Here is a 20071-nt window from a genome sequence, read left to right on the forward strand (position 1 = left end):
TTTATATCGCATATGATCAGAATAAAATCAATACTCGTTCTATTGATGTCTTGCATCTATATAGCCACCCTATCCCAAATTGTGGTCGCCCAAGAGCCCAGGATCGTCAATATTGTCAATTTCATCCGTCTGTTGGAGCCAAGGGATCACCGGATCACGGAAGACGTGCTGTACCAGACCGTAGTAAAGCAGGTAAACATCATGAGGAAATATCATCTTACAGGCACATTTCTGCTGCAATATGATGCCCTGATGGATCATCGTTACCAGAACCTACTAAGAAACTTACCCAGGGATTCATTTGAAATAGGCGCATGGTGGGAGCTGCCCCAGCCACTGATAGAAAAAGCAGGGCTGAAATGGCGGGGCCGTTATCCATGGGACTGGCATGCGAATGTAGGCTTCTCTACCGGTTACACACCTGCCGAACGGGAAAAGATAGCGGATGTTTATATGGAAAGCTTTAAAAGTATATTCGGCTATTACCCCCGATCCGTCGCTTCCTGGTTTATTGATGCCCATACCTTGCAGTATCTGTACGATAAGTACAGGATAGTAGCTTCTGCAAACTGTAAGGACCAGTATGGCACTGATGGCTATACGTTATGGGGCGGTTATTGGAACCAGGCTTATTATCCAAGCAGGATCAACTCCTATATGCCGGCCCAGCACGCGGCCAGCCAGATACCCGTGCCGGTTTTCAGAATGCTGGGTAGCGACCCTATACGTCAATATGACCAGGGCATCAGCGCACAAAGACAGGGAGTGATCACGCTGGAGCCGGTATATCCTGAAGCCGGTGGTAGTGAAACCTGGGTAAGCTGGTTTTTCAGGACCTTCACGGAAGATCCTTCCCTGAACTTCAACTACACGCAGGCCGGACAGGAAAACTCCTTCACCTGGGATGCCATAGCGAAGGGTTTTGAAATACAGATGCCGCTGATTGCCAGTCTCAGGGACAAGGGCAGGATCAGGCTGGAAACTATGGAGCAATCGGGTAACTGGTTCAAAGCAAACTATATAGTAACCCCTCCTACCTCCTTCTCAGTTACCAGGGATGTGGAAGGTAGTGACCGCAAGACTTTGTGGTACAACAGCCGCTTTTACAGAATGAACATTCTATGGGAGGATGGCAGTCTGCGTATCCGCGATATACACCTTTTCAATGAAAATCTGCCGGATATCTATACTACCCAGGTAGCTACCTCCAATGAATGCACTTTCTTTACCCTGCCCGTTGTAGACGGGTATATCTGGAGCAAATCGCGGCAGTTGGCCGGTTTACGGTTAAAGGCACTTGTTGGCGGACAGGAGATGGAATTAAAAGGCGGGGATCCAGTATTCACCAACATGGATAAAGAAACCGTGCGGGTATCATGGCCGCTTAGCCAGGGCGGGATTTTACAAATGGAGCTGAAAGAAAAAACAGTTTCTATCATATTAATCAATAAGCCGTCCCTTAACTGGTATCTTGACCTGGAAGTAGCGCCCGGAGCCCAACTGCCATTCACAAAAATTTCACCGGAAGGGCTTGAATGCAGCTTTGAAGCATTTAACTACAAGGTATCGGCTGCTAAGGGCAGATTCTCAAAACCATCAAACGGCGCGGTCTTCCGCCTGCAGCCGGAAAAGAACGGGGTACTTTTGCGCCTTGTTGCTGTTAAAAATTCCTGACAAACAATTTTATCTTACCATTTCAATGCTGTGGTGCAAGACCAAGGGGGCACCACAGCATGTTTTTTAACTAAAAAAGATCGGATTCCCTTTTTTGAAAATAAAATTGTCATCATAGCTTCATTAAAAAGAGTATCTCACGCCCAGCTGCATCTGCCACCGGCTGGAAAAGAAGTCGATGGAATACGGCCTTCCCGGATCAAGGAACTGGTATAAAGGATATCCCTGCGAGGTTCTTCCCGGTATATAAGGCAGTAGGCCTATACTGCCTGTAGAGTTATAGGTATTAGGCGAAAAATAAACCTTCCCCCATTGTTTACAGAGAAGGTTTGTAATATTGATGATATCACATGTAAGGCTGATCACATGTGGATGCCGGCCAATATTCAATCCAAAGTCCTGAGAAAGATGCAAGTCTGCCTGAGTATTCCATGGCGTTCTCCCCATATTCCGCTCTGTAAATGTACCGCAACGCGTACGCAAATATTTATCCTGGTCTATAAAATCATTAAACTGTTTTGCCTGCTCCGCAGCAGACACCTCATTGCCACTGGCATCCCGAAAAGCCATGAAGAAATTAACAGCTTCCGATGCGTACGGTATATAAGCCAGGCTTATTTGCTGGGGCGTATTCTGCGCTGTATAATTCACGAAGCCATAAGTAAAGGGACTGCCAGACTGCGCATGTATAAAAAGAGACAAAACAGTAAGCCAGTTGTTGTGCCAGTGAATACGGTATGCAATATTGGACACTATCCGGTGGCGAATATCGAAATTAGAATATGCCAGCTGCGGATCATTGGGAATCAATGCCTGGTTCAATTGCCAATTAGATTCCATAGAGTTGCGCACTCCGTTGGAAATATCCTTAGCCATCCCATACGTATAGGCGAGACTGATATCCAGCCCGTTGCGGAACTTTCTGTCAACAGCCGCTGTAACGCTATAGCGGTACCCCTTTGAAGTATTTGACATTTCATATGCATTGGCTATTTGCGCATTCACTCCCCCTGAGGGATATACTGGCTGATTACGCAGGAAACGCGACGTATCATAAGTATAGTAAGTAGGATTATCCTTGATATTCACCTGTTGAAATTTTACATCCTTTATCACTTTGGTAAAAATACCTTCCAGGGAATATTTAAAGCCTGCTTTGTCTGTATAATCTAATGCCAGGCTGGCCCTTACTATCTGTGGCATCACAAATTTATTGTCTACCACATCGATCTGTGTTTTACCAGCGTTAGGATCATGAATGATCTGTGCATTCTGCCGGGCAAAGGCAGCAATTCCTTCCTTGCTGTATTTCAGCGGATCACTGCCTGTCTGAAACTGGCTTGTTCCATTGTCCACCCGTTGGTCATAGGCTCCATAGCTATCGCCTGTATTGTAAAATGCATATCCCAGCCATGCAAAAGGAATACGGCCGGTGAATAGCCCGGCTCCACCCCGCAACACCAGGCTCCGGTCAGTTTTGAGATCGTAGTTGAATCCCAGCCTGGGAGATGCCTGAACCGTGTTCAGGTAATTATTGCTAATCTTGTTCAAGGGCGTGTAGAAGAAAGTATTTCCATAATACACATCTGTAAACGCATTTTTTGTTTTCTCGCTCAGCAGCTGCGACACAGGTAGCATAGCATAATCAAACCGGATACCGGGCATCACCTTTAACCGTTCATTCACCTGTATCTCATCTTGTACGTAAGCGCTGAGAAAATTGATATTGAACACCGCCCCTGGATGGCTCAATATATAATTACGGTCGTTATTCAGGTAGTTATAGCTGCCTCTTACCCTACTGGGGCGATTATCCAGGAAATCGGCAATACTGGCATAATCAACCCGGCCATTCCAGGAATTGACAAAACCATAGGTGATCCGGTACAGCTCATTATGCGTGCCCAACAACAGGTGATGCTTTCCCAAAGTCCAGTTCAGATTGTCCGTGATCTCAACAGTACGTTGTTTCATATCAAAAATACTGGCCTCCCTGTCAGTGCCCAGGAAAATAGTGGCGCCCGGTGTGCGGCCAACTATTTGTACCTGCGGGAAGGCAGGGTCCGACAAAGGCGTGCGATAGTCGTGTATGACTGTGTAACCGACCACAAGACTGTTGGACAAGCGGTTCCCGAACCTGCTTTTCAGTTCAGCAACTGTTGCGCTCTGGTTGTTATCCTGCCGGTACGCAATACCCGCAAAACGAAAGTTTTGTTGATCTCTTTCCAGATTGATCGCAGATGAAAAAATGGTGTTGTTACGTATAGCCAGCTGGTGTTTTTCCCCTAGATTCACATCCAGCCGGTTGAATAATTTATTCGAGCGGGAATAGCTGTTGTATTGCCCATATGTACCAGGATCAAACCCATAACGTCGCTGAAGGGTATCATGAATGACCTGCGCATCTTTCCGGCTGAGGATCTGCGCTACGTCCTCACTGCCAGCGGCCAGTTCAACCGGATCATTACGGCGGGTGATCTCCACATTGGTGAAAAAGAAAGCTTTGTCCTTTATAACGGGAAACCCTAAACGAAAACCCGTCCGGTATTCGTAGAAATCGGCAGGTAAACGGCTGCCATCGCCTGCGTTATTTTTTCCTGTGATCGCTGCATTGCGCCCATACGCATATACGGCCCCATGAACGCTATTGGTACCGCTACGCGTGACTGCATTAATGCTGCCGCCTGTGAAATTGCCTATCTTCACATCATACGGCGCCAGATACACCTGTATATCCTGAATGGCTTCCAGCGAAATAGGATTGGTACGTGTACTGCTGCCTGGCATACCGGAAGTGCCTGTGATACCTCCCAGTGACGGGCTGAACCCGATGGCATCATTGTTTACTGCGCCGTCTATGGTCACGTTGTTATACCTGAAATTGCTGGAAGCAAAAGAATTATCCCGGGATGCCTGTGGTACCAGACGCGTGATATCCTGTATACTCCCGTTCACGGACGGCATTTCCTCCAGCTGCTCTCTGTTAATATTGCGTCCGGTGCCATTCACCTTTGTTTCCTTGCGGGCGGCTACCACGATCTCCCCCAACTGCTTTTCTGCTGCCCGCAACACAAGATCCAACCGCTGCAATCCTCCCAGCACTATCTGTATATTTTCCCTGCTGATCTTTTGCATGCCGGCATAAACGGCAGTTACGGTGTAAGGGCCGCCAATGCGCATACCTGGTATGCGATAACGACCATCCGGCAGCGTAGCAATGGTGTACCGGGTACCAGAGGGCAGATGCAATGCAGTAATGATGGCGCCGTGTACCGGTTGCCCTTTAACGTCTGTAATGCGGCCGTCGAGCCCTCCTCCTGTTTCCTGGGCATATGATAAAACTGCGTACAGCAGACAGCTGATAGTGATCAGTAATTGTAGATATTGTTTCATTCTTCGTAGTTTATTCATGGTCTGAATGCCATGTTAATAGTGTGAATGATCCCTCCTTTTGACAGTATATTTCCCCGCAGGAGTTTAGGCGACACCGTCATATGGGAGCGTCCTGACAGGAGGTCGCTTGTCAATGGCTGGATCTCTGTTCCGTCCACTGAAATGTTATAACCAGCGAACAGGTACCCATCGGGGAGTGACAGATAATCCGTCCTGAATATTTTTCCCCCTATAAAATCCGATCCATACAACCTGCCGAGGTAAGTACTCCCAATATAGGACCAGCAAAGCTTTATCAGCTTCGTCGTATCTTCCCGGCCAATCTGTTCAATACTCATATAACCGCTATCCCGGAAAGCCTTGTCATTCGGCGCCATCAAGGTAACATTCTCTTTTACCAGCCCCTTCCGCAGGGTCGCACATCGTTTTACAATGGCGGAAAAGATGGTCAGGTCCGGTTGCCGGTACAACGTCGTTAACAGACTATCCGTCGGGGGAAAAGAAATCATACCCATTTTGTGGATCACTCCATCCCCCATCTTTAAATTTCCTGTACGTATCCTGGCCCCGTTAAAAAATAGTCCTAAATAGTTCTTAGAGATATTGGGTTTAAAATCCGGATTCAATGTTATCGGGAAGGTTCTGTAAAATCCGGCAATATTCTCGCTGCTAATGACGCCCGGGGCAATGTGATAACTGAGTACAAACCGGAGACTGTCGGGAGAAAGCTGGTTGATCTTTTCTTTATCCCATCCTGTTGCCAGAAAAGCGCTATCTGTTGGAGCAAATACGGTCACGTTACCCTCTGCCAGTGCTTTATCCAGTCCTGACCGGTTCAGTGCCTGCGCCAGCAGGCTCAGCTCCGGGTCCTTGTGAATGTATTCCAGTGTGGCAGGCAACACTTTATTCGGTTGCAGCGATTCTTTCCCGGCGCATCCGTATAAGAGACCAAACAACAGTAACACACCTTTCCAGTAATATTTTTTAATGTGTAGCATAAATAGCTTTTTTAATTTTTAATGACAACCGTCATCGGAGCTCCAGTATGCTGGTTATATAATAAAGGACCGCGTCATCGGACGGATAACAGTAACGTTGTCTGCTGGCCAGCGTGACCCAGTTGCGGCCCGATTGCAATGCAAAACTGCTGCCTGAAGTGTATCCCATTACATAAGTACCATCCAGCATCATGAACTTGTGCGGTCTGTCTGTACCAATGGCTACCAATATGTCTGTCGCGAATTTCTTCCCTGGGAGTAAATGGTGTTTCACCAGTTTTGTAAGAGAGTCGATGTCCATACTCAGTACCCGCTCCATCGAATTAATGCTGCTGTATATTTTGAATGCCCTGTTATCCGGCGCCAGAATGGTAACGTCCTTATTCTGGCGGATATAGTCAAACAAGCCTGTACGGTTCAATGCAGTAGACATGAACGTAAACCGCTCATCGTTCTTCATCACATCCTCAATGGCGCTATGATCCTCCAGCTCCATCACATCTTTCAATATATTCACATATCCATTGGCAGTGGGCATATCTGCCTGTGCGACCCTGCATCCGTTCACAGCGATGGCCGTGTCTGTTCCCTCCATCCATTTACTTACCCACATCTTCCTGTTGCCGGCAGCAGGTAATACCTGGTTCAGACCTAACGGTAGCTGTCGCAGTGAGAAGCTACCTTGCAGTATATGATAACCTATGCGCTCTTTGAGCGTTGCGTCCTGTATGGGGTAAGGAGACTTGCTAAACGCATTGTCGTCGGGAGCCATGACAGTGAAAGGTCCCGCCGTTGAAAGCGAGTCCATTAAACCGGTATCAGAGAGGTACTGACAAAACTTGCTGAACCCTGCATTCGCCAATAAGATATATTTTGTTCTGCTGAAGTAGCCGGCGACTGGTTCTTTGGTTATTTTCACCTCTTTTTTGCAAGCGCCCGCAAGCAGGCATCCCGCGAGCAATAACCAACTGCATCTCCGCCATCCTGATTGAGAATGATTCATATATTGATGTTGCATTGTTATCGTTTCTTCTTCATATCTGAAGGGTAAATGATCAGCTTATCCATTACCTGTACAACGCCATTTTGCGCGATGTTATCGGAGTTGATAAAAGTAGCAGCCTTGTACCATCCGTCTCCCAATATGGGGTTAAATCTTGTTCCGTAATCTTTTGCATAACCATATACCAGTATTCTTAGATACTGGAAATAAAGTACTCCTGATTCGCTGAATACATAATTGCCTATCCCATTATCAAAGTTCTTGGTACCGGGAGCGTCCAGGAAATCAGATAAAAATAAACGGTTGGGATACAGCACGTATACACCGAACAAATACTTCTTCCATTGCAGGGTATCCAGTTTGGCAATGCTATCAGGAGAAATGTTCCAATTAGTAAACCCGGTGTTGGGCACTGCCAGTACTGTAAAAGGCCCGGGGCCATCCAGTTGTTCATACAACCCAAACTTTTTCAGGGCTGCTACAAAATACCGGTAAGTGGTGTCTGCATCCAGCAGCGCTTTAACCGAAGGCGCTGGTTGCTTCAACAATCTGTCTATTACATGTACCACTCCATTCTTCGTTATGCGGTCCACATAAGTAAAGGCAGCCCCGTTCACATGGCCTTTATTTCTACCCGAAGGATCCGGCGTGATGGGTTTGGAGAAGTACAATGTATTACCGGAAAGATTCGGATATTCGTTGTCTACTGTCTGTGGGATATCTTTATACAGGACTTTGACTGGCAGGATATGATAAGCGATCGCTTTTTTCAGGGAATCTGTATTGAGTTGTGCGATATCGGCAACGGTGTTGATACCTTGCTTTTTAAAAGCATCGTTGTCAGGCACCAGTACGGTTAAACTATCCTTTTCCTCCAACACCTGATCCAGCCCGGTTTTTTTCAGTGCTGCATAGAACAGCGTAAAAGTAAAGTTGTTTTGTATGTATTGCAGTAATTTTGGTTGTGGCGCCGTCGTCTCATTTACATACACTTCCTTCTTTGTACAGGAAATAAAGCAACATCCTGTAACCGCCATCAGCAATAACATACATAGAGGATTATTCCGGATCATATATTTTTATTAACGCTTGTAAGGAGATGAGTATAATTTCTGGATCTGCATATGATAAACCCTCCCATATACCAGTTCAACAATGTTGATGGTGGGAGAAATATCCACTTTGCCATTCATATTGGCCACCAGGTAGAAGTTGGCCAGCGCGGCAAATGCGTCTACTCCATTGCTGGATACAAAATCCGGATCATATTGGTTGATCCTGCCAGGATCGCCCACACAATACAATGAAATAGCGAATTTGTCGTTGATGTAGTCATTTGCATGCTTTTTTACGAACGCCCCGTTCGGTGTTCTGAGTGTAATAGCCACAAATGGAAGAGACCCCAGGTAGGATGAACCAGCCGGAGGCGGGGCCAATGGACTAAAGCCTCTCAATAAACCCTGGTAATTCCAGAAATAGTTTTTGGAGATAACAGGAATAGGGACAAATGGAGCATTTGTGCTGAAGCGACTGTTGATGCTCGTTAACGGAACATCAAAATAAGGGAACAATGGTATGTAATAATTAAAATATACTGACGAACCGTTTGTTACGTCGTCATACGTCATATACGTAAAATTCGCATTCAGCGTGTCTTTACAGTACAAAGAGTTGTAGTATAGCGAAGGGACTCCGGAGAGATTATAAAAACTTGCATAGATCTTATCGTCTTCAAATTTTTCATGAATAAATGATTCCTTACGGAGATACAGACCATAAATGCTCCTGTCAATATCCTTTGCCAGTGTTTCCATCGTATATACTTCTCCTGCTTCAAAATCAATGGTCGTATCAATCAGTATGTTTTGTCTTGCTTTGGCAGGGAGTTGTATAAAAGGCGTATCCGTGAATGGCCGGGTCACAAATACCACCCGGTGTTTGCCGCTGGGTATCTGCGCCCAGGCGGATAGGTCAAGTCCATTGATGGGTGGCGCGCTGCGTACTGTTGTCTTACCAGGATAATCATAATTAACAACAGCATTAATATTTCCCGCATTAATCGGATAAGAAAGACTGTAGATCTGCCGGGTGGCCAGAAAATCACCCATGATCTCTGCCCGCCGTGGGATACCTTTTCCCTCTGTTTCCGGGTCCAGCAGAAAGGTCAGGAATGGCAACGGCTGCCCTTTGCTGGTGGCATCCAGCGTATAGGGTATATCATTAAAGATACGCAGATAAGCAGGCTTCTCCATTTCCGGCCGAAGCGGATATTTTTTGCATGCGACGAATAGCAACGTAACGAGGACGGCTATATATATTCCGATATATGAACGCATAAGATCATTTATTATGTTTAACAAAAATTAACCGGGCTTTCTGCTTTCCACTACCTCCTTTCAGTCGGCCGATAAGTGCAATAGAGTATGCGCCGGATTCTGCAGCTGGCAATCCCGTCTCATATAACCCTGGGTTGGCAATAAAATCCTGTGATCTGAGCGGCGCAATGGCGGATAACCAGTTACCGGGTGTTTGCCCTAAGGGGCCCGGCGTAGATTGAAATACACGGATCAGGGAAGGCATGTAGGAAAAGCCGACGGAACCGGTTTTATTCGTAGTCCTGTTATTGTTAGTGTAAGGCGCAATAACGGATGGTTCGTGCATCACTATCTGCCCGGGTTCCATGTTCTGGTAACTGGTTCTGGGATTCACCACATCCTGATAAATGCCCCCTCCCCCGCGAGTGAATTCAAAGTTCTCGCCATCCTGATTCGTGAAAGTGGCATAAGGAATATCCTCGCTGAGGTTCAGAAAACGGCTTTGCCAGGCGTAGTCATATTTTGTGATGTTCTTGTCTCCGTCTGTACCGTCGTCACCGGGTGGATCCTTCACGTAATGAGAAATAGCCATGTTGTTGGAAGTAAAGATCAGGTCCGGTTTTCCGCCCTTATCATATACCCACGCCGTATAAAAATCAGCTGCGGAAAAATTGCAGGACTTTTCTGCCAGCAAATTACCACTGTTGTCAAAAGCAGCCAGTGTATGCTTTCCTGTTATGACAATCTGCGGATCTGTTGCCTTGCCTGTTTCACGGAAGATCCCCATTTCTTTACCATCCAGTTTGAACAGGATTGACTGGTCTGCCAGTGCATTAGCGCCCATTACCCTGGCATAAGAAGTATTCAGCGGAGGGTTGTTTTCTTCCACGATCCGGTATGAATTAATGGACTCGTATACAATGTCCTCAGGGCCGCAGCCGTCATAGATAAAGGTATTCTGTGTTACGATAACACTGTAGGTACCGCCAGGCTTAAAGGTGCGCACGAATGGAAAGATCTTTGTCTGCGGTAATATTTTTTGGGTACAAACATCGATGTAAGGAGAAACCGGCAGTTCGCATAGTTGTTTCTGATGATTGTTATCTACAAATAATTTGAACTGATAGCTGCCATAGGGTACTTCTATATACTCGCTGACCATACCGATGCCTACGCCATTGAGCACGTCATGAACGGGGGCGCCATCCGCATAGGTCATAGTAACGGGACCGGATAAACGCAACGGATCGTTCGCTGCACCGAGGTTAAGTATCCTGATCTTGAAATGATCCGGCGCCACTGGTACCGCCACAGAACGGGGAATAGCGCGGAAATGGCCGTCTGACAGGAGAAAGTAATCTACCGGATGCAGCGGATCATCCTGTAATACCGTATCAACAGCTAAGCCGGGGATAATGGGCGAGGTGTTGTCCTTATCATATCCCGGTACAATGTAGATCCGCGCCCGGCTATATTTATCCAATAAAGTAGCAGGTAATGTAAGTGGACTACCATTCTTACCACTTGGCCATACGCCTTTCGGGAAAAATGCCAATCCCATTTCCGTACCAGTAGAGGGGGCAGCGCGTACATCCTTTGCTTCTATAAAATTGGTCAGCTGAATATTATTCACGGATACATTCAGTAAACCGTTGGTGAAATTATAGATGCGGATGGTGGAGGCAGGGCTGTTCAGTATATTTTTCCTGTCAAAGAAAACATCCAGTTTTTCCTTGCGACAACCCATTACAATACAGAGTATGCACAACAGACAGGCGGTAGTATAATTTCCTTTCATGATTAAAAAATGTTGTAGGTGATGCCCAATGAATATTCTGTTCCTTTATAATACTGGTGCCGGATATATTCCATTCCATAATATTTTCCCTTGTTGCCCGCCTGTGTATATACTTCCCTGAAAGCGGGGTTCAGCATATTTTTCACAAATCCTTTTACAAGGAAGCGTTTCCACAACCGCTGACTAAATACCAGGTCCAGCATGGGCACCGGCCTGTCAAAAATATCCGGGGTACCATCCAGCTGTACCTGTATCAAACGTTCTCCTACAATATTAAAGCTCGCAGTAACGTTGGCGCCTATACGCGTATTCTCATAATCCACATAAGTATTTACGGTATAGGGCGCTTGCTCAAACAGCGGACTGGTAGCAGGCGCGCGGCGGTCTATAATGCGGGAAGCCTCTAACCGTTCAGGGTTCTTTTTGATCACGCTGGCGGCCAGCATGCCGTTAGCGCCGATAAAAAAATGATTCAGCGGTTTCCATACCCGGCCCAGGTCTTTACGTACCTCCAACTCAATGCCATATACCTTACCCTGTTCGGGATCATTCACAAACTTCACAATAGGATATTCCTGTGCGTAGGCATTATTTCCTTCTGAGTTCAGGATAAATACCTTCGTCAGCTGATGATCAATGAGCTTTCCGAAAACAGAGGCTGCGATCACCTCCCCTGCCGCAGGAAACCATTCCCATCTGAAATCCAGGCTGCGGGTATATTGATTCACGAGCGACGGGTTGCCTCCTACTACTGCAAACTGGAAGGGGTCAAACTGGTACAGGTTAGTGATCTCCCGAAGTTCGGGGCGGGCCAGCGATGTATTAAACGCCGCGCGGAAATTCGTATTTCGTTTATACGTATACGTTACATTCACAGAATAATAAGGCTTGTAGCACACTTTGTAACCGGTGGAGGGGTTAACGGCTACATATGTATTCTTGGGCAATGAGCCCCAGCCGCGTGGTACATCCGGAGGGGTAAGTAGCGCTGGGTCCACGAAATTGTCTTTTGCTACATTTAATGTATCTACGTTGGCCTGTATATCAGTTGATTCAAAACGCACGCCCCCTGTAACCCGTAGGTTGTTGCATGGATACAGGTCCAGCATACCATAAAAAGCTTCTGTTTTGTAATAGCCCGTATAATTGTTGGGCGACTTCCGGATCTCGTACAAAAAACCGCCCACCCGTTGTTGCGCCTCGTCATTGTAGTTGGCTGGGTCCTTTAATCCTATATTGTTATAGGCAACCAATGCATCCGGGTTGCCATCGTATTTTGACAGGATCCCGTAATTCTTCGGCAACCCAAGTATATTCTCTGTAAAAGTGCGGTCCCGCTTCAGGTAGGCATATCCCGCTTTCAGTTCCTGTTTTCTCCCCAGCAACGTAAACGGTTGCGAGACATCCGCCTTAAAATTGATGTTGTGTTCATTCAGCGTTCTGAAACGCCGGCCATTGGGGTCTGCCAGTATCACTCCTGCGGGGCCAATACCATGTACTACTCCCACCACCATACCATAACTATCAGTACCGATACCTACACCATTCTGATCAATGAATTTCATATCCCGTTGGTTCACGATATTCACAAAGCGATAATCCGGTTCATTCTGGGACGCCTGTGATGTGGAGAATGCCCAACTCACGTGCGTGGCGCTCCCTGCTCCAATGCGATGCTCGCCTTGCAGGTTGAAAGTATTGAAGACCCGGTAAGATTGCTTGAGCCCGAAAAGCCGGTTATACACGCGTGATACTAACCCGGTATTCGTAAATTCTCCTATCAGGTTGGTACCGGTTATTTCCGCACCACGACTCCCCATATACTGGGCGCTCACTTCATTGCTCTTGTTAAACTGATAGCTGATTCCCGCCAGCGCGCCATAACTTAATTTTTCGATGCCGGTATTTTCCTTATAGGTGAGATACTTCCCCAGATTAATATTATCTGGGGAAATAAAATTGGGAATATGCAGCCTGTTAAATATATCCGTTCCCGTTAGTATCCCCTGGTAAATGCTCCATTGGTTCAGGTCTGCCTGATAGCGGTCTTCCGTACGGTGGTAGTAATTGGCGCCCAGCACCACGCCCAACGCATGTCGTTTAAATATCCTGTAGGTATTACCGAACCCGATATTGTACACCTGGTTGGGTATAGCCTTCTGATAAGTAGTAGTGATCACAGGATCAAAATCCAGCATCAAACGGTTTACCCGGTTTGCCTCCGCCGTCAGCTCCGGGCTGCTTCTGCTGTCAATGAATAGCTGCTGGATCTGTTTTCTGCCGCCGGGATACAGTTCTTTAAGCGCCAGAAAATCAGACGAGAGGTTGTGGCTATTTACTTTCTGTCCGAAAAAACCCGGGTTATAATTACGGAATGCATTGAACTTACCACTTAATCCTATTGTAGAATTGGCGCCTACCTGCACGGTAAAAGAAAGCACCATGCTGTCCGGGATAGATTTTGTTTTTAGTGAAATAATGCCGGCGGCCGCATCTGCCGGACGATCAGGCGTGAGCGTTTTATATACCGTAATATTGTCCAGTAGCCCGGCTGGTACAATATCCAGCGGTACCGTTGTCCGGTCCGGATCGGCCGAAGAAAGACGGGCGCCATTCAATTCGGCGATAACACTGCGGTCGCCCAGACCACGGATCGCTACGTATTTTTCGTCCGTCACTGTTACACCCGTTACCCGCTGTAAAGCCTGAACGGTCGTCAGACTGGCAGTCTTTTCTATATTTTTAGCGCTGATGCCATCGGAAATAACCGGCGCATTCTGTCGCTCTCGTAATAACGCATTCTCATTATCCAGTCTGCGCCGCGCCTGTACAATCACTTCGTTCAGCTGTTTTTGCGTTTGTACCAGTCTTATTTTCAGCGCAGCTCCGCTTTCCGCTTTTACCTCTTTTTTCGCATATCCGATGTAGGTGAATACCAACACCGCTTTGTCAAAAGTAGCAGTAATGCTGAAGCGGCCATTAGCATCTGTCATAGCCGCAATCTGCGTTCCTTTGATCATCACTGTAACCCCAACCAAGGGAACACCGATTCCCGCATCTGTTACCTGGCCTGTGAATGTGGTAATATGTTGCAAAGCATGCTCTTTACTAGTACCCGGGGTAGCTCTGCGAATAATTATTTTTTCCTGCAAGGCCTGAAAGGTATACCCGGTGCCATCCAGGATGCCGGATAATACAACTGCCAGCGGCTCTTCGTTAAACGTTCTGGTCACCTTTTTGGGGATATCCCCCAACTCGCTGGCATCATACATAAAACCAGCGCCCGTTCTGTCAGTAAGCCGTTGCAACACTTGTATCAACGGTTCTTCTGTAAAACGGATCGATACTTTTTGATTCAGCATGGATGGAGCCTGACAACGAGCGATCCCTGGCAGCAGGCAGCATAACAACAACAAATGACATCGGCTCAATAATTGTCTGTAAAAAAATGCGATATGCGCATACGGTTTGTATCGTTTTGTCATAATCTGTTTTTTGATGAATATGGATTTCCTATCAGGAGTGGCATATGCCTTCCTGTGCAGACAAACTACTCGTCTGCCCGGTAACGGTCTTCAGTTGATAGTCAACCGTTCTTATGGATATTGGATATCTACCTGTTTATCATTTACCCGCTTGTAAGTGATGTTAGTGGAAAGACTAAGCGCCATTAATACATCTTCCAAAGAATCGTTTATATTAAATGTTCCTGTAAAGAGCTTCTCATTACCCTGTTTCAAAGGTGGTATAAGTATCTGTACTTTAAACCGCTGTCCGATAGCCCGGAAAACCTGATCCAACGGCGTTTCTGAGAAAGAAAGTACATTATGCGTCCATGCAGCGACCGCCTTGTCATTTGCCGACGTTACTTCGGCAATACCGGTAAGCGGGTTCACACTAACTTGCTTATGTGGCTGCAAGGTGAGTATAGTACGGGCATGCGCCACCTGCACTTTGCCTGTGAGTACGGTTACTATAGCAGTGTTTTTCTTATCCTTGTCGCTCACGACAAAGGAAGTGCCTAGCACCCTGACATGTAACTGCCGGGTACGCACAATAAATGGTTGCGGCCGCTGGCAGATGTCAAAAAAAGCCTCTCCTTTCAATGTAAGGTCTCTGCGCGTTTTCCAGCCATGCAACGGATAGCTGATGCTACTGCCTGTATTCAATACTACTTTGCTGCTATCTGGCAACAATACTGTCCTGATCTCATATAAACCAGCTGTAATGATTTGCTGCTTTTCAGGTATCAATATCTCACTCATAGTATGACGATGATAATAACCCGTTATGCCAACCCCTAGCACACAGGCAGCTGCTATCTGCCGCCATCTTTTGTTTACAAACCTGCGCAAATGCCCGTAACGTCTATGTCCTGTATTGTCCGTAATAGCCCTTAAACGTAACAACAACCGCTTTTCTATGATATCTTTTCTTTCTTCGGTTAATATATAAGTCACTTCCTCCGTTTGCCGGAACCATTCATCTATTAAGAACAAATCATTATCGGTAGCATTACCCGACAAATACCTATTTAACAGACCTGCCAGTTCTTCTTTTTGCATGCAACGCTCTTTTATTATATGCCCGGGAAAACTGTTTTTTAACCATTTGCAAATGTTAAGGAATCATTATCAACAGGCTGTTGATTCATTTACAATAAGATATGGCTACTGGAAGCTAACGGCTGATGATCAGCAACAGCAAGGGAAGTGCGTGTTTCAGGGAAGTTTTGATACGGCCTCTGGCCAGGTTGAGCTGGTTGCGGATAGTTTGTTCGGAGAGGTGGAGGATCGCGGCTATTTCGGAAACGGAGCGGTGTTGTTCAACACCCATCAGATAAATTTCCCGCATCTTTGCCGGCAATTGCTGTACTTCTTTATCTATCAGCACATTCAGTTCTTTGGCTAACAAATACTTCATCGTATTATCCATGGAGAAAAGCATAGAATCCTGGATCTTTTCTATTTTTTCAGGATGCTGCCAGGATGCATGTACACAGTTGATCACTTCATAACGGACCGCGGAGAATAGGTAAGCCTCGGGGGTATTGTGCACTTTCAGTTGATGCCTGCGGTTCCATAGGTTCGTAAAAACCTCCTGCACAGCGTCTTCCGCATCTTCCTCACACCCCAGCCGTTTCATGGCAAAGATGAATAGCGGCTCCCACATGTGCTGATAAAGGATCTCAAAGGCTGTTTTATCGCTGTTGCGGATCAGCGACAATAATGCTGCAGGAGTAAGATCCTTTTTTTCCATATTTAAACAGGTAAGGGCTACCGGAATAAAGATAAAAATGCTTTGTTACCTAATCATTATGAAATGTCATTATCAATTTTCATAGCCATAAGCAGGGTCATCGGTTCTGTCAAAACTGTTTCCTTTTTGGTCAGATCAATATTACCTCAATTTCTTTCAAGAATTTCCAGGAAATAAAAAATAAATTTCAAAGACACTCCATATCAACCTCAGAATATTATTGTACAGAAATAGCAATTTCTTATTCGTCATTTATTTTTATCCATTTGATTTCAACAGCAGGAATGTCATGCAAATTTTACTTTGCAGTTAAATCATATTTAAAATGGTTGTACCATTAGGCAGCACTATCCTGGATGGATAAAAAGGAGCGTACTTAGTGCCTGGATATTTGATTGTAAAATGCAGTTTGATCTCAATTTTGCTACCGGCATAAAGGATCATAAAAAAACAATATCAATCGTTTTCCATTTATGATGTTTCAGGAATTTACTAACGCTAATTTAAATTTCCGAAAAGTTAATTAAAAAACAAACATTTTTATGCGTTATCTTAGTTCTCTATTATCTTGTTTTACTTATTTTCAATAGTGCGTTGTAGGCCCAACCCATTCGCAAAGGATTATTAAAAGATGTTGTCAGAACCTTCGATAATAACCTAGCACCTTATGCTATTACTGTGGCTTAAAAAAACAAACATGCTTCCCTGGCCAATGAGATTGGAATGTTTATCATCGAGCATTGAGAACCTACAGATCTATACAACTGTGGCAAGTACATTGCGCGAAGACCTGTTGAATTTGGTAGATGCCGACCCACTGAAGAACGTTCCAGACATTATCCTGCAAATGGAAAAAAATAGCGCAGACAGGATTGTTGCTACATACGGTATTCAGGCATTTTTTTTCAAAATCAGCTACCAGTGCGTCGTTACACTTGATCTTACTAAATGCTTAAATCATGCCCAAAAACTACACAAACACTTCCGTTTACCAGGCAGCAGCCGGGCGTCTCGATTTTGTGTATACCCATTTTGACAGAATATATATTTCTTTCAGTGGCGGCAAAGACAGTGGCGTAATGCTTCATATGGCCATTGATGCAGCCCGTAGGCATAACAAGCTGCCAGTGCATGTCCTTATCATTGACCTGGAAGCCCAATACCGGCATACAGTGGATTACCTGATGCGCATGGTAACAAAGCCTGAAGTAAAAGCATACTGGGTATGCCTTCCTCTTCACTTACGCAATGCTGTAAGCCAATATCAGCCGCATTGGATCTGCTGGGATCAAGATAAACGCGATGCCTGGATCAGACAGTATCCTGAACATCCGTCAGTGATTTATGATCTGAAGTATTTTCCTTTTTTCCGGAAAGGGATGGAGTTTGAGGAATTTGTGGTTGAATTTGGAAAATGGTTTGGCCAGGGAGAACAGACAGCTTGCCTGGTGGGCATTCGCACCGACGAAAGCTATAATCGTTACAGAACTATTACAAACGTTTCTAAAGCCCGTTACAGGTACAAACAATGGAGTACGGGGATTACAGAAGGCCTATTCAACTTTTATCCTATCTATGATTGGACGACACAGGATATATGGATCGCTAACGGAAAATATGGCTATGACTACAATAAAATATATGATCTCATGTACCTGGCCGGAGTTCCGCTTTCGCAGATGAGGTTATGCCAGCCCTATGGAGACGATCAGCGAAAAGGGTTATATCTGTACAAAATACTTGAACCGGAGACCTGGACAAGATTGGTGAACCGGGTAGAGGGCGCTAATTTTGGTAACCGGTATACCCAAAATAACCGTTCCATATTCGGAAACTTTAAAATCAACTTACCCCGTGGGCATACCTATAAAAGCTATGCTCTTTTTCTCCTGGACACAATGCCGTCATACATGAAAGCACATTACCTGAGAAAAATAGACAAATTCATGGAATACTGGAAAAGGCATGGCTTTGAAGTCGACATTCCCCAGACCGCCAGCCCTCAGCTGGAAGCACAACATAAAGCACCTTCCTGGCGGCGCATTTGTAAGGTATTGCTCAAAAACGATTATTGGTGCAGGGGATTGTCTTTTACCCAGACGAAAGGAGAAATGGAAAAACAATTGAATATTTTTTTACGAACACCACATTACATATATGATAACACAGATACTGGAGCAAAATAGGCATGCCCCTTTTGAAAAAAAGGTGGATATTTTTAACATGATCACCCAACAACTATATGAATTTATCGGTTTAGAGCATCCCGCCCTAAACGTTCAGCTTATCCCTATAGATCGAGTAGAAGGCAACGATTACAACCCTAATAAAGTTGCTCCACCAGAAATGAGATTATTGGAGCTCTCCATACGAAAAGATGGATTGACAATGCCCATAGTAGTAGCTACCGAACAGAAAGAAAAAAACTGGGTAGTCGTAGACGGTTTCCATCGCACTATTGTGTGCAAGAATAATGCTGTGATCAAAGAAGGGTTGAAAGGTTATTTGCCAGTTTCGCGTCTGAATAAGACCATTGAAAACCGTGTAGCTTCTACCGTAAGACATAATATGGCACGTGGTACGCATCAGGTGGAATTGTCTGCCGAGCTGGTGACCTTTCTTAAAAGAAATGATTGGTCCAATACCCGGATCGGAGAAGAACTGGGTATGGACTCCGATGAAGTATTGAGACTAAAGCAGATTACCGGTCTGGCAGAAGCCTTCCAGGACAAGGAATTTTCCAAATCCTGGGAAATATAAGTGGATTGGGAAGACAGATCATTAGTAAAACAACCTTAGATAGGTTTGCTATCTTATTTCACCACCGGTACCAGGTGGTTTATCGCGTTGATTCCAGTCAAGATATTTTCCCTCGTTTATTCTGGCGAAGGTATTGACGTCTTGCGCCAACAGGCGGACAAAATAGGCATCATACCATCTGGAAGAAAGCTCAGGCTTTAATTTACAATAGGAATATTTTCTCAAAATCTGTTTTATAGTTAAGGATGTAAATATGGCTGATAACCCTTATGTAGGCAGCTTATTTTGACCTTTAAATATATAACAGTATGATTAACAGAAAATTTTTTGCAGTAGTTCTGGCGATGGCCATTACCTATACTTCTGTAGCAGGGGCGTCGGTTCAACAACCACAACAGGGAAAGCCGAAAAAGGACACGAGTTGGAAACCTGGCAGTAAGAAAGGTGGTGAATTGCATCAGCCTCCGGTAAAAAGTAAAAAAGACTCTACTAGTAAACCCAGGAAGAAGCAGTAGTTTTTAGAATGGCGGAATAATAACGGTCTGTTGCAACTGTGACGGGCCTTTTTGCTGTTGAATGAACACAAAGCAACTCTTCAAAAAAATACAAACAAATGGAGGGATAGAAAAAAATATCCGTCTATAACGTGTAGCACCTGTTCTGTACTGTTTACCGCTGCCTGGTTCTTTCAATTCTACCAATGACGGGTAGGACGTTACGATTCATTCTAAACTCATTCATGTGGTGGCAGAAGACCTTTATAAGCAATTCAAATCTGCATTTGAACAATATTATGCTCCACTTTGTAAATACACATTTAATTTCACAAAGCAGCAGCATGCTTGTGAAGACATAGTGCAGGAAGTATTTG

General features: G+C 45.2%; 14 protein-coding genes. 4 read left to right on the plus strand and 10 right to left on the minus strand.

Features of this window, described 5'->3' with window-relative positions; genetic code table 11:
- Positions 1-81: 81 nt before the first annotated feature.
- Entirely contained in the window at positions 82-1674 is a 1593-nt protein-coding gene (locus UNH61_RS17215) for a hypothetical protein (RefSeq protein WP_326993213.1), read from the plus strand.
- Between the two features lie 123 nt (positions 1675-1797).
- Here UNH61_RS17215 and UNH61_RS17220 read toward each other — a convergent pair whose 3' ends face one another.
- From UNH61_RS17220 to UNH61_RS17260, 9 genes are all read right to left on the minus strand, one after another.
- A complete protein-coding gene (locus UNH61_RS17220) occupies positions 1798-5067 on the minus strand; it encodes a carboxypeptidase regulatory-like domain-containing protein (RefSeq protein WP_326993214.1) in 3270 nt (1089 codons plus the stop codon).
- A 14-nt stretch (positions 5068-5081) separates the two neighbouring features.
- Entirely contained in the window at positions 5082-6065 is a 984-nt protein-coding gene (locus UNH61_RS17225; protein ID WP_326993215.1) for a fasciclin domain-containing protein, read from the minus strand.
- Positions 6066-6096: 31 nt separating this feature from the next.
- Complete coding sequence (locus UNH61_RS17230; protein ID WP_326993216.1) at positions 6097-7068, minus strand: fasciclin domain-containing protein; 972 nt, start codon at positions 7066-7068, stop codon at positions 6097-6099.
- Positions 7069-7085: 17 nt separating this feature from the next.
- Positions 7086-8141, minus strand: coding sequence for a fasciclin domain-containing protein (locus UNH61_RS17235; protein WP_326993217.1), 1056 nt, complete (start codon positions 8139-8141; stop codon positions 7086-7088).
- 9 nt (positions 8142-8150) lie between these two features.
- The gene (locus UNH61_RS17240; protein WP_326993218.1) at positions 8151-9404 is read right to left on the minus strand and encodes a hypothetical protein; all 1254 of its coding nucleotides are present in this window, start codon (positions 9402-9404) and stop codon (positions 8151-8153) included.
- A gap of 4 nt (positions 9405-9408) precedes the next feature.
- Positions 9409-11181, minus strand: a complete 1773-nt coding sequence (locus UNH61_RS17245; protein WP_326993219.1) for a hypothetical protein — start codon at positions 11179-11181, stop codon at positions 9409-9411.
- A gap of 2 nt (positions 11182-11183) precedes the next feature.
- Complete coding sequence (locus UNH61_RS17250) at positions 11184-14666, minus strand: carboxypeptidase-like regulatory domain-containing protein (protein WP_326993220.1); 3483 nt, start codon at positions 14664-14666, stop codon at positions 11184-11186.
- Between the two features lie 111 nt (positions 14667-14777).
- Positions 14778-15746 carry a FecR domain-containing protein gene (locus tag UNH61_RS17255; protein ID WP_326993221.1) on the minus strand — a complete coding sequence of 323 codons (969 nt, stop codon included), beginning with the start codon at positions 15744-15746 and terminating at the stop codon, positions 14778-14780.
- Between the two features lie 115 nt (positions 15747-15861).
- Positions 15862-16440 carry a sigma-70 family RNA polymerase sigma factor gene (locus UNH61_RS17260; protein WP_326993222.1) on the minus strand — a complete coding sequence of 193 codons (579 nt, stop codon included), beginning with the start codon at positions 16438-16440 and terminating at the stop codon, positions 15862-15864.
- Positions 16441-17399: 959 nt separating this feature from the next.
- Here UNH61_RS17260 and UNH61_RS17265 point away from each other — a divergent pair.
- The gene (locus tag UNH61_RS17265; RefSeq protein ID WP_326993223.1) at positions 17400-18626 is read left to right on the plus strand and encodes a DUF3440 domain-containing protein; all 1227 of its coding nucleotides are present in this window, start codon (positions 17400-17402) and stop codon (positions 18624-18626) included.
- Between the two features lie 37 nt (positions 18627-18663).
- The gene (locus UNH61_RS17270; protein ID WP_339071316.1) at positions 18664-19200 is read left to right on the plus strand and encodes a ParB/RepB/Spo0J family partition protein; all 537 of its coding nucleotides are present in this window, start codon (positions 18664-18666) and stop codon (positions 19198-19200) included.
- A 48-nt stretch (positions 19201-19248) separates the two neighbouring features.
- Here UNH61_RS17270 and UNH61_RS17275 read toward each other — a convergent pair whose 3' ends face one another.
- Entirely contained in the window at positions 19249-19425 is a 177-nt protein-coding gene (locus UNH61_RS17275) for a hypothetical protein (protein WP_326993225.1), read from the minus strand.
- Positions 19426-19508: 83 nt separating this feature from the next.
- Here UNH61_RS17275 and UNH61_RS17280 point away from each other — a divergent pair, with 83 nt between their 5' ends.
- On the plus strand, positions 19509-19715 hold the full coding sequence (locus UNH61_RS17280; RefSeq protein WP_326993226.1) for a hypothetical protein: 207 nt from the start codon (positions 19509-19511) through the stop codon (positions 19713-19715).
- Positions 19716-20071: the final 356 nt, after the last annotated feature.

The sequence above is a fragment of the Chitinophaga sp. 180180018-3 genome (assembly GCF_037893185.1).
Lineage (GTDB): Bacteria > Bacteroidota > Bacteroidia > Chitinophagales > Chitinophagaceae > Chitinophaga.

Coding starts and splice junctions, on each gene's coding strand:
- UNH61_RS17220 (WP_326993214.1), bottom strand. CDS start 5,067: ATGAAACAATATCTACAATTACTGATCACTATCAGCTGTCTGCTGTAC.
- UNH61_RS17225 (WP_326993215.1), bottom strand. CDS start 6,065: ATGCTACACATTAAAAAATATTACTGGAAAGGTGTGTTACTGTTGTTT.
- UNH61_RS17230 (WP_326993216.1), bottom strand. CDS start 7,068: ATGAATCATTCTCAATCAGGATGGCGGAGATGCAGTTGGTTATTGCTC.
- UNH61_RS17235 (WP_326993217.1), bottom strand. CDS start 8,141: ATGATCCGGAATAATCCTCTATGTATGTTATTGCTGATGGCGGTTACA.
- UNH61_RS17240 (WP_326993218.1), bottom strand. CDS start 9,404: ATGCGTTCATATATCGGAATATATATAGCCGTCCTCGTTACGTTGCTA.
- UNH61_RS17245 (WP_326993219.1), bottom strand. CDS start 11,181: ATGAAAGGAAATTATACTACCGCCTGTCTGTTGTGCATACTCTGTATT.
- UNH61_RS17250 (WP_326993220.1), bottom strand. CDS start 14,666: ATGACAAAACGATACAAACCGTATGCGCATATCGCATTTTTTTACAGA.
- UNH61_RS17255 (WP_326993221.1), bottom strand. CDS start 15,746: ATGCAAAAAGAAGAACTGGCAGGTCTGTTAAATAGGTATTTGTCGGGT.
- UNH61_RS17260 (WP_326993222.1), bottom strand. CDS start 16,440: ATGGAAAAAAAGGATCTTACTCCTGCAGCATTATTGTCGCTGATCCGC.
- UNH61_RS17265 (WP_326993223.1), top strand. CDS start 17,400: ATGCCCAAAAACTACACAAACACTTCCGTTTACCAGGCAGCAGCCGGG.
- UNH61_RS17270 (WP_339071316.1), top strand. CDS start 18,664: ATGATCACCCAACAACTATATGAATTTATCGGTTTAGAGCATCCCGCC.
- UNH61_RS17280 (WP_326993226.1), top strand. CDS start 19,509: ATGATTAACAGAAAATTTTTTGCAGTAGTTCTGGCGATGGCCATTACC.